At 55.3% G+C, this 14,411-nt stretch carries 14 protein-coding genes; 11 read left to right on the top strand and 3 right to left on the bottom strand.

The window, feature by feature from the left end; genetic code table 11:
- Nucleotides 1-21 precede the first annotated feature (21 nt).
- The 7 genes from pyk (at nucleotide 22) to D8U18_RS00835 (ending at nucleotide 7,863) form a co-directional block, all read left to right on the top strand.
- Entirely contained in the window at nucleotides 22-1,470 is a 1,449-nt protein-coding gene (gene pyk, locus D8U18_RS00810; protein WP_056854901.1) for a pyruvate kinase, read from the top strand.
- Nucleotides 1,471-1,484: 14 nt separating this feature from the next.
- On the top strand, nucleotides 1,485-1,655 hold the full coding sequence (locus D8U18_RS28665) for a hypothetical protein (protein WP_162830878.1): 171 nt from the start codon (nucleotides 1,485-1,487) through the stop codon (nucleotides 1,653-1,655).
- Complete coding sequence (gene eno, locus D8U18_RS00815; RefSeq protein WP_056854776.1) at nucleotides 1,648-2,949, top strand: phosphopyruvate hydratase; 1,302 nt, start codon at nucleotides 1,648-1,650, stop codon at nucleotides 2,947-2,949. The genes D8U18_RS28665 and eno overlap by 8 nt, the downstream gene beginning before the upstream one ends.
- A 3-nt stretch (nucleotides 2,950-2,952) precedes the next feature.
- The gene (tpiA, locus tag D8U18_RS00820; RefSeq protein ID WP_056854775.1) at nucleotides 2,953-3,750 is read left to right on the top strand and encodes a triose-phosphate isomerase; all 798 of its coding nucleotides are present in this window, start codon (nucleotides 2,953-2,955) and stop codon (nucleotides 3,748-3,750) included.
- An 80-nt stretch (nucleotides 3,751-3,830) separates the two neighbouring features.
- Nucleotides 3,831-5,456, top strand: a complete 1,626-nt coding sequence (locus tag D8U18_RS00825; RefSeq protein WP_131106813.1) for an NADP-dependent glyceraldehyde-3-phosphate dehydrogenase — start codon at nucleotides 3,831-3,833, stop codon at nucleotides 5,454-5,456.
- 8 nt (nucleotides 5,457-5,464) lie between these two features.
- On the top strand, nucleotides 5,465-6,988 hold the full coding sequence (gene gpmI, locus D8U18_RS00830) for a 2,3-bisphosphoglycerate-independent phosphoglycerate mutase (RefSeq protein ID WP_131106814.1): 1,524 nt from the start codon (nucleotides 5,465-5,467) through the stop codon (nucleotides 6,986-6,988).
- Between the two features lie 158 nt (nucleotides 6,989-7,146).
- Nucleotides 7,147-7,863 (top strand): TerC family protein, encoded by a 717-nt coding sequence (locus tag D8U18_RS00835; RefSeq protein WP_131106815.1) that lies wholly within the window; start codon nucleotides 7,147-7,149, stop codon nucleotides 7,861-7,863.
- Nucleotides 7,864-7,944: 81 nt separating this feature from the next.
- Here the strand turns inward: D8U18_RS00835 and D8U18_RS00840 are convergent, their stop codons facing one another.
- The 3 genes from D8U18_RS00840 to D8U18_RS00850 are packed head-to-tail and all read right to left on the bottom strand — an operon-like array spanning nucleotide 7,945 to nucleotide 9,929.
- Complete coding sequence (locus tag D8U18_RS00840) at nucleotides 7,945-8,430, bottom strand: MaoC family dehydratase (RefSeq protein WP_131106816.1); 486 nt, start codon at nucleotides 8,428-8,430, stop codon at nucleotides 7,945-7,947.
- A 14-nt stretch (nucleotides 8,431-8,444) separates the two neighbouring features.
- A complete protein-coding gene (gene panB, locus D8U18_RS00845; RefSeq protein ID WP_056854770.1) occupies nucleotides 8,445-9,287 on the bottom strand; it encodes a 3-methyl-2-oxobutanoate hydroxymethyltransferase in 843 nt (280 codons plus the stop codon).
- Between the two features lie 24 nt (nucleotides 9,288-9,311).
- Nucleotides 9,312-9,929 carry a LysE family translocator gene (locus D8U18_RS00850; protein WP_056854769.1) on the bottom strand — a complete coding sequence of 206 codons (618 nt, stop codon included), beginning with the start codon at nucleotides 9,927-9,929 and terminating at the stop codon, nucleotides 9,312-9,314.
- 138 nt (nucleotides 9,930-10,067) lie between these two features.
- Between D8U18_RS00850 and D8U18_RS00855 the strand changes: the two genes are divergently transcribed.
- The 4 genes from D8U18_RS00855 to D8U18_RS00870 all read left to right on the top strand — a co-directional run bounded on the left by D8U18_RS00855 (nucleotide 10,068) and on the right by D8U18_RS00870 (nucleotide 14,402).
- The gene (locus D8U18_RS00855; protein ID WP_007973385.1) at nucleotides 10,068-10,520 is read left to right on the top strand and encodes an Lrp/AsnC family transcriptional regulator; all 453 of its coding nucleotides are present in this window, start codon (nucleotides 10,068-10,070) and stop codon (nucleotides 10,518-10,520) included.
- Nucleotides 10,521-10,660: 140 nt separating this feature from the next.
- Nucleotides 10,661-11,413, top strand: coding sequence for a gluconate 2-dehydrogenase subunit 3 family protein (locus tag D8U18_RS00860; protein ID WP_056854767.1), 753 nt, complete (start codon nucleotides 10,661-10,663; stop codon nucleotides 11,411-11,413).
- 2 nt (nucleotides 11,414-11,415) lie between these two features.
- Nucleotides 11,416-13,182 (top strand): GMC family oxidoreductase, encoded by a 1,767-nt coding sequence (locus D8U18_RS00865; RefSeq protein ID WP_131106817.1) that lies wholly within the window; start codon nucleotides 11,416-11,418, stop codon nucleotides 13,180-13,182.
- Nucleotides 13,179-14,402, top strand: coding sequence for a c-type cytochrome (locus D8U18_RS00870; protein ID WP_131106818.1), 1,224 nt, complete (start codon nucleotides 13,179-13,181; stop codon nucleotides 14,400-14,402). Before D8U18_RS00865 ends, D8U18_RS00870 begins: the two co-directional genes overlap by 4 nt.
- Nucleotides 14,403-14,411: the final 9 nt, after the last annotated feature.

Below are 14,411 nucleotides of genomic sequence, written 5' to 3' on the forward strand. Positions count from 1 at the left end.
CTGTTTGAGGAAGCATCTGTCATGCAGCGCAGAACCAAGATCGTGGCCACGTTGGGGCCAGCAACAGAATCATTCGAAGCCCTCGAGGGATTGGTGAAAGCGGGCGTTGATGTCGTGCGCCTGAACTTTTCCCATGGGAAGGCTGAAGATCACATTGCTCGTGCCCGGCTGGTGCGTGAGCTGGCTGCCAAACATGGTCGTTTCGTGGCAGTACTGGCCGATCTGCAAGGTCCTAAAATTCGCATCGCACGGTTTGCGCAAGGAAAAGTTGTTCTGGAGAAGGGGCAGCAATTCATTCTCGACGCTGCGCTGGACAAAAATGCCGGGGACAATCAGCGGGTCGGAATCGACTACGAGGCCTTGATCACAGACAGCCGCCCAGACGACATTCTGTTACTCGATGACGGACGAATCGAGTTGAAGGTTCTGAAAGTCGAAGCGACGCAATTGATCTGCGAAGTCCTGATAAGCGGACCGCTGTCCAACAACAAGGGGATCAATCGCAAAGGCGGTGGACTGTCGGCATCGGCGCTGACCGAAAAAGATTTCGCCGATATCAAGACGGCTGCACACATGCAGGTGGATTACCTGGCTGTCTCGTTTCCACGCGACGCCTCGGATATGCACCTGGCTCGTCGCCTGATGCAGGAGGCAGGAGGGCAGGCCGGCCTGATTGCCAAGATTGAACGCGCAGAAACCGTCAATGACTTGCGAATTCTCGATGAGATCATCGAAGCATCTGAAGGCGTAATGGTGGCCCGGGGTGACCTGGGGGTGGAAATTGGTGACGCGGAACTCGTCGCCGTTCAAAAGCTGATTATCGAACGTGCCCGCACGCTTAATCGTGTGGTGATCACCGCCACTCAGATGATGGAGTCGATGATCACGCAATCTATGCCGACTCGTGCAGAAGTGTTCGACGTTGCCAACGCAGTGCTTGATGGCACCGACGCCGTGATGCTCTCCGCCGAAACCGCGGCGGGTGCCTATCCCATCGAAACGATCGAGGCCATGCACCGGATCATCATCGGCGCAGAAAAGCATCCTCAGTCCCATCGTTCCAAACATCGCGTCGACCAGGTGTTCCACAAGATCGACGAGTCCATCGCGATGTCCGCCATGTACGCGGCCAACCATCTGCACGGTGTCAAAGCCATCATCTGCATGACGGAAAGCGGTGATACACCTCGCTTGATGTCGCGCATTCGCTCGCACCTTCCGATCTTTGCGTTTTCTCGCAATCTGGCCACCCAAAATCGGGTCACGTTGTTTCGTGGTGTCACGACCATCCCGTTCGACAGCGATGATTTCGCCCCTGAATTGGTCAACGAGAAAGCTGTAGATGAGTTGACCCGCCGTGGTGTGGTGAAGGCAGGCGATCACGTTCTGATTACCAAAGGCGACTACGCCAACGCCCAAGGCGGGACCAACTCCCTTCGTGTTGTGCGCGTAGGCGAAGCGATCCGCTGATTGAGGATGCTCTGATGAGTGAGACGAATTCTACTGATCACAAAGTCGTTGAAGAACACGACTTTGCATCATGGCCACGGGATTTCGATTTTCGGGCGCAGTATGCCGAGCAGCAGGAATTGCTCGGTACGCAAGGCCAAGAGGCAACGGCAGTGAATCATACGAAGGGGACAAATCATGCTTAACAAGAACAGCCGTATCCAACAAATCACTGCCCGTGAAATTCTGGACTCGCGAGGAAACCCGACTGTCGAAGCGGTTGTGACGCTCAATTGTGGCGTCAGTGCCACCGCCAGTGTCCCGTCGGGTGCGTCTACCGGTTCACGTGAAGCACTCGAACTGCGCGACAACGCTTCGCGTTACATGGGCAAAGGCGTGATGCGTGCGGTCGAGAACGTGAACAACCCCATCCGTGAATGCTTGATCGGACTGGACGCGTTGAATCAGCGCGAAATCGACAACGCGATGATTGCCCTTGATGGTACCGAGAGCAAGAGCATCCTGGGTGCCAACGCGATCCTCGCTGTCTCCCTGGCTACCGCCAAGGCGGCAGCCGAGGTTCAGCGTATTCCATTGTACGAACACTTGGCGGCGCTTTACGGATCGCCAGGCAAGTTCAGCATGCCGGTTCCGATGATGAACATCATCAACGGCGGCGAGCACGCTGATAACAACATCGATATCCAGGAATTCATGATCCAGCCGGTCGGCGCCTCGTCGTTCCGTGAAGGCCTGCGCATGGGCGCCGAGGTGTTCCATTCCTTGAAGAAGGTTTTGTCCGAGCGTGGCCTGAGTACCGCGGTAGGGGATGAAGGCGGGTTTGCTCCCTCACTTGCTTCCAATGAAGAAGCGCTGATTGTTATCAAGGAAGCGGTAAGTCGAGCGGGTTACGAGCTGGGCAAGGAAATTACTCTGGCGCTTGATTGCGCAGCCTCCGAGTTTTACGAAGACGGTCAATACGTACTGTCCGGGGAAGACCAGACATTCAGTTCGCAAGGCTTTGCCGATTACCTGGCGATGCTTTGCGACAAGTACCCGATCATCTCCATAGAAGACGGGATGGATGAAAGCGACTGGGATGGCTGGGCGGGTTTGACTCAAAAACTCGGCCACGTGCAACTGGTGGGTGACGACTTGTTTGTAACCAACACCAAAATTCTGCGTGAGGGCATTCAGAAAGGGATTGGTAATTCGATTCTGATCAAGTTCAACCAGATCGGCACTCTCAGTGAAACGCTGGACGCCATTCGTATGGCGCAAGACGCAGGCTACACCGCGGTCATTTCTCACCGTTCGGGAGAAACCGAGGACACCACCATTGCTGACCTTGCCGTCGCAACCTGTGCCGGACAGATCAAGACCGGCTCACTGAGTCGTTCGGATCGGGTGGGCAAATACAACCGTTTGCTGCGTATTGAAGAGGCGTTGCAAGGGCGTGCGCCCTATGACGCTGCCGCACTTTTGAACAGGAAAGCCTGAATCATGCAGACCTCTTCTCACAAAAAGAAACTGGTTATCGGCAATTGGAAAATGAACGGCAGCAGCGCGGCCAATGCTTCGTTGCTGCGCAGCCTGCTTCCGGTGGTTTCACGCTTTGAAAGTGTTGAGACGGCAATTTGCCCACCGTTTCCCTACCTGACGACCGTAGCTGATCTGCTGGACGATTCTGATGTTTCGCTGGGAGCCCAAAATCTCAGCGCTCATTTGTCAGGTGCACATACCGGAGAAGTCAGTGCTTCCATGCTCCGGGATATCGGCTGCCGCTACGTACTCGTCGGGCATTCGGAGCGCCGTGCGCTTTATGCAGAAGACGATGAACTTGTGGCAAAGAAATTCGCTACCGCGCTTCGCGCCGGACTTATCCCGGTGTTGTGTGTGGGTGAAACACTTGCTCAGCGACAGGGCGGTGAAACTGAGGCAATCGTCACCCAACAATTGAGTGCAGTTCTGAAGGCAGTGGGCATTCAGGACCTGGTCAAGGGGGTGATTGCCTATGAGCCCGTATGGGCCATTGGTACTGGCGAAACCGCGACGCCAGAGCAGGCGCAAGCTGTTCATCGGCACATCCGCAAGTGGCTGGCGGAGCATGATCGCGCGGCCGCCGTCGATTGCCGGATTCTGTACGGCGGGAGCGTGAAGGCCGATAACGCCAAGCAACTGTTTGATCAAGTGGACATCGATGGTGGCCTGATCGGAGGAGCTTCGCTGGATGCGATGTCCTTTGCTGCCATCTGCTGGGCGGCGCAAACGGCGCCGGCTGCCGAACTCGTTGTGATCTGAATTCTATTTGAACGTGCAAAGCACAGCGTGCCCGGTTCTTTCTCTCCCGGCACTGAACAGTGTGCACAGAGGTATGAAAAATGACGTTGAACAACCGACTTGAAACTCTCTTCCCGAGCGCAGACGAAATCCCTGCTGCGTTTCGTCCAGGACCTTCCATTGAACAGCGCGAATATCTGGTCAATGGCGAGCTGCGGTTGTGGGACGGCGCGCTCGCTCCCGTCCGCAGTCCTGTATGCCTGAAAAAAGAATCGGGTCACGAGTCCGTGATTTTGGGCAGTACCCCACTTCTGGACGCGCAAACGGCCATGACCGCACTGGATGCAGCGGTACAGGCCTATGACCGTGGCCAAGGCGTCTGGCCAACCCTGCGTGTGGTCGAGCGTATTCGGCACGTGGAGTCTTTTCTCAGCCGCATGCGTGAACAACGTGAAGCGGTAGTGAAATTGTTGATGTGGGAGATTGGCAAGAATCTCAAAGACTCGGAGAAAGAGTTCGATCGCACCTGCGACTACATCGTTGACACGATCAATGCCCTCAAGGAACTGGATCGTCGCTCCAGCCGTTTCGAGCTCGAACAAGACACCTTGGGCCAGATCCGCCGCGTTCCGCTGGGCGTAACGCTGTGCATGGGGCCTTACAACTATCCCCTGAACGAGACGTTCACGACCTTGATCCCGGCGTTGATCATGGGCAATACCGTCGTGTTCAAACCGGCCAAATTCGGTGTACTGCTGATTCGACCTTTGCTTGAGGCATTCCGTGACAGCTTCCCGGCCGGAGTTATCAACATCATTTACGGCAGCGGCCGGGAAACCGTCAGCGCTTTAATGGCCAGCGGCAAGATCGATGTTTTTGCGTTCATCGGAACCAACAAGGCTGCCAGCGACCTGAAAAAGCTGCACCCTAAGCCACACCGTCTGCGTGCCGCGCTGGGCCTGGATGCGAAAAATCCTGGCATCATCCTGCCCGATGTCGATTTGGATAACGCCGTTTCCGAGGCTGTTACCGGCTCGTTGTCGTTTAACGGGCAACGCTGTACTGCGCTGAAAATCCTGTTCGTTCATGAGAACGTCGTTGACGCTTTCCTCGACAAGTTTCAGGCGAAGCTGGCCCAGCTGAAACCGGGTATGCCGTGGGAGCCGGGTGTCTCTTTAACGCCGCTACCAGAACCAGGCAAAACTGATTTTCTGACCGGACTTGTGGCCGATGCTGTCAGCAAAGGTGCCGAAGTCGTCAACGCCGGCGGGGGAGAAGTCTGTGAGACGTTTTTCTACCCTGCGGTGCTGTACCCGGTGACTTCCGACATGCGTGTGTACCACGAAGAACAGTTCGGTCCGGTCGTACCGGTAGTGGTTTACCGTGATCTGGAAACAGTCATCGAATACGTCCTCGATTCCGATTTCGGCCAGCAGCTCAGTATCTTCGGCAAGGATTCCGCGCAAGTGGGTCGATTGGTCGATGCCTTCGCCAATCAGGTGGGGCGTATCAACATCAACGCGCAATGTCAGCGTGGCCCAGACAGCTTTCCATTCAACGGTCGCAAAAACTCTGCCGAAGGAACACTGTCCGTTCATGACGCCTTGCGCGTGTTCTCCATCCGCACGCTCGTCGCCACCAAGTTCCAGGAAAGTAACAAGGAACTGGTCAGCGACATCATTCGCAATCGCGAGTCGAGCTTCTTGACCACTGACTACATCTTCTAGGGGGCACGATGACTACGCGCTCTTTGATTATTCTTGATGGTGTCGGTATTCGGCAGGCTACTGAATCGAATGCTTTCGCCGCAGCGAGAAAGCCGACGTTTGATGCGCTGCTCAAGCGTTTCTCCCACAGCGAGATCGCGACGTCAGGTCTTGCTGTTGGACTGCCAGAAGGTCAGATGGGGAACTCCGAGGTTGGCCACATGAACCTCGGCGCGGGGAGGGTGGTTTACCAGAGCCTGACCCGAATTGATAAAGCACTCGCGGACGGAGATTTCTCACACAACCCGGCACTACAGTTGTTGCTCCAAGGGGTAAAGAGTCGCGATGGTGCCGTGCACGTGATGGGCCTACTTTCTCCGGGTGGCGTGCATAGTCATATCGATCAGATTATCGCGGCTTGTGGTTGCCTGGTTGAGCAGGGGGTCGAGAAAGTTTATGTGCATGGCTTTCTCGATGGCCGAGACACGCCGCCCAAGAGCGCTTTAGCCTCGCTTGAGGCTTTGGAAAGCGCGTTTGCGAAACTGGGCGCCGGACGCCTTGTTTCGCTGGTCGGTCGCTATTATGCAATGGATCGCGACAATCGCTGGGGGCGCGTGGAATCGGCCTACCGATTGATCGTCGGCGGCGAAGCCGAACATCAGGCTGAAACGGCGTCCGTAGCTTTGTCTGCCGCTTACGAACGTGGGGAGTCGGACGAATTCGTCCAGCCAACCACGATTGGACAGGCCGTCAGTGTCGGTGCGGATGACGCCATGATCTTCATGAACTTTCGCCCCGATCGGGCGCGAGAGTTGACCCAGGCGTTGATCCAACCGGATTTCACGGCGTTCGAGCGACCGTTAGTGGTGGACAAGGATCGCTTGCTGACATTGACGCAGTATTCCGAAGAGCTGAATTGCCTGTGTGCATTCCCTCCCGAAGCTATTCACAACAGCTTGGGGGAACATTTGGCCAGACTTGGGAAAACGCAATTGCGCATTGCCGAAACCGAGAAGTACGCCCACGTGACGTTCTTTTTCAACGGCGGTAGAGAGCAGCCTTTTAAGGGTGAGGAGCGAATCCTGATTCCGTCACCTGACGTTGCTTCCTACGATCTGCAGCCTGAGATGAGCGCCCCACTGTTGACTGACAAACTGGTCAACGCTATCGCCGGCGGCACATTCGATCTGATCGTTTGCAACTATGCCAACGGCGATATGGTGGGGCATACGGGTTCATTCGATGCTGCCGTCAAGGCGGTCGAGGTGCTCGATGAGTGCCTGCGTCGCGTGGTTGAAGCAACCCTCGCAGCTGGTGGTGAATGTTTGATTACCGCCGACCACGGCAACGTTGAGCAAATGCTCGATGCGACGTCTGGCCAGGCCCACACGGCGCATACCTTGAATCCGGTACCGCTGATTCTGGTCAGTGAGCAACCAGGGCGACACGGGCTGAAGAATGGCCGATTGTGCGATATCGCTCCAACCCTGTTGCAGATGCTGAGTTTGCCGATTCCGTCTGAGATGGATGGCAACTCGCTTCTCACCGTCTGATTGGCTGACAGGTGCCATCAGTGCATCGCCGCACCGACGATTGGTTTGGTCGCCCCCGTCGAGGCGATGTGGCTTACCACGACTCGCTCATTTGAGCATGCGGGCATCACCGATTTTGGTGATGCCTTTTTTTCTGGGCAATCGAGAGTTTTGACGTTATGGAATGGTTTCTCAATCCGGAAATCTGGATCGCGTTTTTTACCCTGACAGTGTTGGAAATCGTTTTGGGTATCGACAACATCATCATGATTTCGATTTTGGTCAGCCGCATGCCCAAAGCCATGCAGCCCAAAACCCGCTTCTTCGGTCTGGCACTGGCCATGGTCACGCGCATTCTTCTGCTGCTGTCCATCACATGGATCATGCAACTGACTACCGATCTGTTTCATGTCTTCGATCAAGGGATTTCGGGGCGTGACCTGATTCTGTTCTTCGGTGGATTGTTCTTGCTATGGAAAAGCAGCAGCGAAATATTCCAGGAACTGGAAGGTGGCGAGGAGGGGGAGTCTGAGTTTGGTAAAAAGGGGGCGGGCTTTCTGAGCACCATCATTCAGATTGCGATCATCGATATCGTCTTCTCGCTGGACTCGGTGATCACAGCTGTCGGAATGGTTTCTCATGTACCGGTGATGGTTGCCGCTATCGTCGTCGCTGTGTTGATCATGATGCTTGCGGCCGGGGCGATCAGTGCGTTCATCGACAAGCATCCGAGCCTGAAAATGCTGGCCTTGGCGTTCCTGATTGTTGTGGGCGTCGTGCTTATTGCCGATGCGATGGGGATGCACGTACCGAAGGGTTACGTCTATTTTGCAATGGCGTTCTCACTTGCGGTCGAGGCATTGAACATTCGCTTCAGGACGCTTAAGGCTGCGTGAGTCCGTCGCAGACGGGGCAAGGACGCCCCGCTACGGCAATTTTTTTCAGATACAGACAGGACAGTCGCCAACGTGTGGCCATCACCTCGACGAAGAGGCAGCACCGTTGGTGGGGTCGCCTTCAGAAAGCATCTGTTTCATGCGTTCTCGTTCATCGACGCCGGGCAGTACCCCCGTGGTCGTGGCCTCCAGCACGATGACACCTTGTGCATTGGAAACACTGACTTCAGCTTTTGCGTGACCGCGTTCATCGATGTTCACAATAAGCCAGTGACAGATGATCTGTTCTCCTGGGTAAACCGGTCGTTTGAACTCAAAACTCATTCCTTTGGCCAGCCAACCAATTTGTCCGCCGATTTCGGTAATGAGGCTGGCTGTCAGTAGGCCATGGGCTACAGGTGTCTTGAATCCGCGAATCGATGCGTAACGCGCGTCGCAGTGAACAGGGTTGTAATCCCGAGAGATCTGCGCGAATCGGCGGATATCCTCATCGGAAAAACAACGATCGATGGTGAAGCGGTCTCCGACCTGAAGACCTTCGGCAGCGCGTTCTCTGAGGCTTTTCATAGCAGATCCTTGGGCTAGAAAGTGTGCTCGGGTCCGGGAAAAGTTCCAGCACCTACATCCATTGCAAAATCCTTCGCCGAGTTGTGAAGAGCCGAGCGAAGATCGGCGTATTGCTTGACGAAACGCGGCATGCGACCGGTGCGCAGTCCGGCCATATCCTGCCAGACGAGGACTTGGGCATCGCATTGATTTCCCGCGCCGATACCAACAGTTGGAATTGAAACCGCTTCGGTAATCGCTCGACCCACATCGCCTGGCACCATCTCGATCAAAATCGCGAACGCGCCTGCGGCTTCAAAAGCTTTGGCACTGTCGAGCAAACGCTGTGCATCTTCGCCCCGGCCCTGGACACGAAAGCCGCCCAATTGATGTTCGAACTGTGGTGTGAAACCGATGTGGGCCATGACCGGTATGCCTGAACTCGTCAGCTTCTCGACTTGAGGCAGCATCTCGATGCCACCTTCCAGTTTGACCGCGTGGGCACCGGCTTCTTTCATGAAGCGCACGGCGGTATGGAAACATTGCTCGGCCGAGGCCTGATAAGAACCGAAAGGCAGATCGGCAATCACCAGGGCTCGCTGAGTGGAGCGACTGACCGCCCGAACCAGCGGAATCAGTTCATCAACGGTTACCGATAGCGTGGACTCATTGCCGTAGACGTTGTTGGAGGCAGAGTCGCCCACCAGAAGAACCGGTATACCCGCGTCGTCGAAAATGGCAGCGCTATACATATCGTATGCAGTGAGCATCGCCCATTTCCGGCCTTCCACTTTCATTTGTTTCAGATGCGGTATGCGCACCCGGGTCGCCGCCTGCGCGTGAGTTGCGTTGCCGTAAGGTGCGGGCTGATCGCTCATGAACACTGCCTCGATAAAAAAGGATTAATCCAGTATCTGCTCGGCGAGCAGAATGACTGCGATGATGATCATTGCCGCGCCAGAGAACCGGCTGACGAACCGAGCCGCCGTGGGTCGTGCATGCAGAACGGCCTGAGAACCGAAGCCGACCAAAAGATAGATCACCCCGCAACTGATCGTGTGGACCAAACCAAGTGCAATCATCTGTAGCGGCACGGGCCAAGGGGCGGAGGCGTGGGCAAATTGCGGTAGTAACGCCAGGAACAACAGAAACACTTTCGGGTTGAGCCCGCTCACGCACAGGCCCTTGATCGCCCAGCGTGTCCAGGAGTTCGAAACCTGAACATCATCGGCATGGGGTGTCGAAGGGCGGGCAAGCATGTTGATTCCCAGCCAAAGCAGATAGGCCGCTCCGGCAATCGTTAGCACCGTCAAGGCCAAAGGGTGGTTGGCTACAAGCGTGCCGACGCCTGCGGCAACCACCATGGTTGCAATCAGGTGGCCGGACAGAAGTCCGCCCACGGCAGGTATGACGACCCTCCCTTTCAAACCTGCGGATATGGCGTAGGCCCAGTCTGCGCCCGGGGTTATGACGAATAGAATCGACACCGCCCAGAAGGCGATAAACACACTGAGATTCATGGCGCCACCCACGTGTCTTGCTGATAACTCATCGTCCTGCTCCGGAAGAATTGGATGCGAGGAAGAATAGTGAAATGTTGTTAGAATTTACTTTCAAAGATGTTCGGTATATCGCGTGAATGAGGGAGATTCTTCCAAATGGACCGAATTGATCGAAAGATTCTTTCTGAATTGCAAAAGGACGGCCGTCTTTCAGTGACTGAACTCGCCGAGCGTGTCGGATTGAGCCTTTCACCTTGCCATCGTCGAGTTCGAGCGCTGGAGGAGTCGGGAGTACTGCTCGGTTACAGAGCGCAACTGGATCCTGGCGCCTTGGGCCTCAACTTTTCCGCCATGGTGTTTGCTACCCTTCGCGAAGGTGACAGACAGGCAGTTGAGGCTTTCGAAACAGCGCTCCTCGGAATTCCCCAGATAGTCGATGCTCAACGGCTGTTTGGTGAACCGGATTACCTGCTTCACGTCATTACCCAAGATTTGCCAGCCTTTCAGCGGCTCTACGATGAGAGTCTTTCGACGTTGCCGAATGTGCAGAGGCTGACGTCGACGCTCGTTATGAAGCGGGTCGTGCAGGATCGACCTCTGCCTCTGTAAAACCAAAATCACCAGATCCTCGCAGGTAAGCACCATAAAAAATCAATCGTATGAATGAATTTTAATGTTACAAAATTGTACGTCGTTGCATTGAAGTGCAATATTATGGCGCCTCATGTTTTCAAGTTTGTGAGGTACCTATGTCTGACGATCGCTTTCAGATCAGCCGCAGGCAGCTGTTAGGCGCCGGTGCGCTGATCGCGGTCAGTTCCTCGTTTGCCAGTGCGGCAACGATCCTTGGTGGGCGTCCACTGCCTTGGGCTCCCGATGCGGCGGCCCCTCCTAAAAATATCGATCCTCAAAACTGGACGTTTTTTTCCGAGAACGAACGGGTTCAAGTCGAAGCACTTGTCGAGACTTTGATCCCGGCCGATCACTTGAGTCCAAGCGGAAAAGATGCCGGCTGCGCGGTTTACATCGACAGGCAAATGTCCGGCCCCCAAGGGCAGGGGGCACGCCTCTATCTGCAAGGACCGTTTGCAAAAGGATTGCCGACGCAAGGTACTCAGTCAGACAAGACACCGGCTGAACAAATGCGCATCGGGTTGGCTGCGCTGGAATGGCACTGTGCATCAGCGTTTGGCGGGAGACGTTTTGCCGAACTTTCAATCGATGAACGTGAGTCGGTTCTGCACGGGCTGGAGGATGGGCACATCGAATTGCCGAATGAAGTCGATGGAAAGGCTTTTTTTGAGGTGCTGCTTTCCAGAACGATGGAAGGCTTTTTTGCTGACCCGATCTACGGCGGAAACCGTGACATGGTGAGCTGGACGATGCTCGGCTATCCCGGCGCGCGTTATGACTATCTGGATTGGATCGATCGCCACAACGAAACCTATCCCCATCCGCCTGTAAGCATCTCCGGTCGTCCTGACTGGAAGGTTAAAGCCTGATCATGATCAAGAAACTACCAAAAAAAGACGTCGCTATCGTTGGGCTGGGCTGGTGCGGCTCCATCATGGCGATCGAAATGGCGGAAGCGGGACTGGACGTCATTGCGTTTGAACGTGGACCTTGGCGAGACACCGCGACCGACTTCAATGTGGGGTATGTTCAGGACGAACTGCGTTATGTGATTCAGCAGGAGTTGATGATTACGGCGGCCGAAGACACCTATACGTTTCGAAATGCAGCGCATCAGACGGCGCTGCCAATTCGTGAGTACGGTTCGTTTTTGCTCGGAACCGGTGTCGGAGGATCGGGCGCACATTGGAGTGGTTTGACCTGGCGCTATAACCCCACGGACTTTCAATTGCGCAGCCATCTGACGGAACGTTATGGCGCTCGCGCGATACCTAAAGACCTGCTCATCCGTGATTGGGGCGTGACGTACAACGAACTTGAGCCTTACTACGATAAGTTCGAAAAAATGGCAGGCATTGGCGGCAAAGCCGGCATGTTGAATGGCGCGTACCAGGAAGGTGGCAATCCTTTTGAAGGCAACCGCTCCAGTGAGTTTCCACTGCCACCGATGCCAATGACGTACGCGCCGACTTTGTTTGCAGAAGCAGCAAAAAACCTGGGCATGCGCCCATTTCCGACGCCAAGCGGCAATGCATCTGCGGTTTACACCAACCCTTATGGCGTAACCATGGGCCCCTGCACTTATTGCGGTTACTGTTCGCGCTGCGGTTGTGCGAATTACTCCAAGGCGACACCGCAAACCAACATCATCCCGGCATTGATGCGTAAACCCAATTTTACCGCTCAAGTGCAGTCCGAGGTCTTGCGGGTCCAGATGGATGCGTCAGGCACTCGCGCTACTGGCGTGATCTACGTCGACGCCACAGGGCAGCAGTACGAGCAGCCGGCCGATCTGGTTATCTTGACCGCCTTCTCGGTGCCTAATGTACGTTTGCTGTTCGCTTCCGGGATTGGCCAAGCCTACGACCCGGTTACCGAGAAAGGCCTGATCGGAAAGAACTATGCGTATCAGACCAACTCCAGCGTTCAGTTGTTTTTCGATAACAAAAACTTCAACCCCTTCATTGCAGGCGGCGGTGTAGGCCAGGCGTGCGACGAATTCAACGGCGACAACTTTGACCACTCAGGCCTCGGCTTCTTTGGCGGCGCGTGCATCATGTCGAACGTCACCAGTGGCTGGCCAATCAGCAATCGCATGACGCCTCCGGGCACGCCTCGTTGGGGCAAAAAGTGGAAGCAGGCGACTAAGGACAACTACCTCAGTACGACAGTTGTTCGCACCCAAGGCAGTTCGTATCCCACGCGTGCCAACTACCTGGGGGTTGATCCGACCTACAAGGATCGGCATGGCCGCAACATGATGCAGCTGACGTTCGACTTCCCGGAGAACGACTTGAAAATGTCAGCCTTCGTGACCGACAAGGCTGCTGAAGTGGCACGCGCCATGGGCCCGAAACAGATCGTCGCCAAGGCGCCGAAGGGACCTTACAACATTGTGCCTTTCCAGAGCACACACAACACGGGCGGCGCAATCATGGGTAATAACCCGCGCGACAGTGTGGTGAACAAATACCTCCAATGCTGGGACGTACCTAACCTGTTTGTTATCGGTGGTTCAGCGTTTCCGCAGAATGCCGGCTACAACCCGACCGCCACGGTGGGGGCTTTGGCTTACTGGGCGGCGAATGCCATTCGCACCCAGTATCTGAAAAACCCTGGCCCACTGGTGCAAGCATGAATAAAGCAGCAGTAACGGCAATCTTTGGGGTGTTGATGCTTTCCCCGCTGGCAGAGGCAGCAAATGCATTCTTTCCAGATATCGAAAAAGGGCGCTATCTGACTACCGTCGGTGACTGCGCTGCATGCCATACGGTGGAGAATGGCCCGGCTATGGCGGGGGGACGAGCTATTGAGACGCCATTCGGCAAGTTGGTCGCACCTAACCTGACGCCTGATCGGGAGACCGGCATTGGTGGCTGGACTGATGATCAATTTGTAAGCGCGCTTCAGCAAGGTGTAGGTCATGAAGGCGAGTACCTATACGGCGCGTTTCCATATACGGCCTACACCAAAGTAAAGCGTGAAGATCTGTTGGCGATCCGGGCGTATCTGGCTACATTGCCGCCTGTTCACAATAAGGTCGTCGCCAATCAGTTACCGTTCCCGTTCAATATCAGAATGAGCCTGATAGGCTGGAACATGATGTTCTTCAAGCCGGGAGAGTTTCAACCTGATCCGGCCAAGTCCGAGAAGTGGAACCGTGGCGCTTATCTTGCCGAAGGCCTGGCGCATTGCGGTACTTGCCACAACTCCAAGAATTTTCTCGGAGGCGACACGTCGGATGGACACTTGAAAGGCTATACGCTGCAGGGCTGGGTAGCGCCTACGATCACGGGCGATGACTATCGTGGTATCGGTTTGTGGAGCGAAGAAGAGATCGTCGAATACTTGAAGACCGGCCGTAACCGTTATGCGGCAGCGTCCGGGCCGATGGCGGAAGTGGTCACCAACTCCACGCAGTTTATGGACGACACAGACCTGCTGGCGATCGCGAATTACCTTAAAGATCAAAAAGCAGATCTGCAACAACCGCCAAAACTGGACGCCAAAGACCCACGCATGGTCGCTGGCAAGGCGCTTTACGCCGATAACTGTTCGGCGTGTCACATGAGTAATGGTGAGGGTGTCGCAAAACTTTTCCCATCGCTCAAGAACTCGGGATCGGTATTGGCTGAAGATCCGACCACTGTGATTCGCGTGATCTTGCAGGGGGCTCAGGCTGTTGCCACTGATGCAGCTCCGACAGGTCCGTCCATGCCGTCCTTCGGCTGGCGGCTGGATAACACCCAGGTCGCGGCATTGGCGACTTATCTGAGAAACAGTTGGGGTAATGCTGCAGGGGAGGTTTCTGCGGGGACTGTCAAAGCTCAACGGGCTGATTTGGCTTCGCAACCCTAGCGCAGCAAT

Source organism: Pseudomonas sp. Sample_10, assembly GCF_004321495.1.
Taxonomy (GTDB): Bacteria; Pseudomonadota; Gammaproteobacteria; order Pseudomonadales; family Pseudomonadaceae; genus Aquipseudomonas.